General features: G+C 40.5%; 4 protein-coding genes. 2 read left to right on the forward strand and 2 right to left on the reverse strand.

Going from position 1 to position 1,735, the window contains the following annotated elements:
- The coding region (rpsP, locus tag SORDD27_RS10285) for a 30S ribosomal protein S16 (RefSeq protein WP_231069318.1) at window positions 1-110 on the reverse strand (110 nt) is incomplete at its 3' end.
- 217 nt (window positions 111-327) lie between these two features.
- Between rpsP and SORDD27_RS04635 the strand changes: the two genes are divergently transcribed.
- Entirely contained in the window at window positions 328-1,134 is an 807-nt protein-coding gene (locus SORDD27_RS04635; RefSeq protein WP_045617343.1) for a peptidylprolyl isomerase, read from the forward strand.
- A gap of 27 nt (window positions 1,135-1,161) precedes the next feature.
- Window positions 1,162-1,401 (forward strand): zinc-ribbon domain-containing protein, encoded by a 240-nt coding sequence (locus SORDD27_RS04640; RefSeq protein ID WP_081103355.1) that lies wholly within the window; start codon window positions 1,162-1,164, stop codon window positions 1,399-1,401.
- A 42-nt stretch (window positions 1,402-1,443) separates the two neighbouring features.
- On the opposite strand, the gene SORDD27_RS04645 is transcribed toward SORDD27_RS04640, so the two are convergent.
- Window positions 1,444-1,735 (reverse strand): ATP-binding cassette domain-containing protein (locus tag SORDD27_RS04645; RefSeq protein WP_155718888.1); only part of this gene is annotated, 292 nt, incomplete at its 5' end.

A 1,735-nucleotide genomic window follows, 5' to 3' on the forward strand; every position in this document is an offset into this window, starting at 1 on the left:
ACTGTTTCGATGAAACGTCCGTCACGTGGTGAACGTGAGTCTGCTACGTTGATACGGTAAAAAGGTTTTTTCTTAGAACCCATACGAGTCAAACGGATTTTAACTGCCATTTTTTAATGTCTCTTTTCTTATTTTTTTATTTCGGTGAAATAGCTGAGCTATTTAGCACATGTTCTATTATAGCAGATTTCTGACAAGTGTCAAGAAAAAAACTTGACAGAGTTTTAATTTTTTTAACTACTAGAAATTTTTAGTAAAATCTTTTACATTTGAAATCAAGCTCCTTTTAAGGTACAATGGTAGAAATGAATTTTTGAGAGGTTAACAATGAAAAAACTAGCAACCCTTCTTTTACTATCAACGGTAGCCCTTGCTGGATGTACTAGTATCCAACGTGGTCTCCGTGGTGATGAATATGTCGACTCAAGTATCTCTGCTGAAGAAAGCTCAAAAGCAGCTGCTCAGGCTGCCAAAGATTTGAATGACGCATTGACCAATGACAATGCCAACTTCCCTCAACTTTCTAAGGAAGTTGCTGAAGACGAAGCCGAGGTCATTTTACACACAAATCAAGGCGATATCCGTATCAAACTCTTTCCAAAACTAGCACCACTAGCAGTTGAAAACTTCCTTACTCACGCTAAGGAAGGCTATTATAACGGCATCACCTTCCACCGTGTCATCGATGGCTTTATGGTCCAAACTGGAGATCCTAAGGGAGATGGTACAGGGGGCCAATCTATCTGGCATGATAAGGATAAAACAAAGGACAAGGGAACTGGTTTCAAAAATGAAATCTCTCCTTACCTATACAATATCCGAGGAGCCCTTGCTATGGCTAACACTGGTCAACCAAACACCAACGGTAGCCAGTTCTTCATCAACCAAAATTCAACAGATATTTCAGCTAAACTCCCTACAAGCAAGTATCCAAAGAAAATCATCGAAGCCTATAAAGAAGGTGGAAATCCAAGTCTAGACGGCAAACACCCTGTCTTTGGTCAAGTCATCGATGGCATGGATGTTGTTGACAAGATTGCCAAAGCTGAAAAAGATGAGAAAGACAAACCAACGTCTGCTATCACCATTGATAGTATTGAAGTGGTGAAAGACTACGACTTCAGCAAAAAATAAGCCATCAACAGATAAGGAGACGATGACATGATTTTATTTTGGGGTTCTAAAGGTTATCAAAAAGATTTGGGACATACGCAAACTGCGATCGAATGTGGTCACTGTAACAATGTCGACACTTGGGAGATCATAGAAACTGGGCGCAAATTCACCCTCTACTGGATTCCACTTTTCCCTTATGGTAAAAGTTACTTCGTTTCTTGTCCGATTTGCCACTACGGTAAAGAAATTGAGAAATCTGAAATTGAAAGCTTTTTAAATTACTAGTCAAAAAAGCCAAGTCATTTCGACTTGGCCTTTTTAGTGCTTTTAAGTTAGCTTGTTAAAGTCCCAGATTTGGTCCATCCAGCCTTCATAAAAGTCTGGTTCGTGGCAAACCATAAGGATAGAACCCTTGTATTCTTTGAGAGCGCGTTTGAGTTCTTCCTTGGCATCCACATCCAAGTGGTTGGTCGGCTCGTCCAGCACTAAGACGTTGTTTTCACGGTTCATCAAGAGACAGAAACGCACCTTGGCTTGTTCACCACCTGATAAGACCTGAATCTGGCTTTCGATATGCTTAGTTGTCAAACCACAACGAGCAAGGGCTGCACGAACTTCT

It is taken from the genome of Streptococcus oralis (assembly GCF_001579025.1).
GTDB lineage: Bacteria > Bacillota > Bacilli > Lactobacillales > Streptococcaceae > Streptococcus > Streptococcus oralis_X.

Excerpts from the sequence above, each read along its gene's own strand:
- SORDD27_RS04635 (WP_045617343.1), top strand. The coding sequence starts at position 328 with ATGAAAAAACTAGCAACCCTTCTTTTACTATCAACGGTAGCCCTTGCT.
- SORDD27_RS04640 (WP_081103355.1), top strand. The coding sequence starts at position 1,162 with ATGATTTTATTTTGGGGTTCTAAAGGTTATCAAAAAGATTTGGGACAT.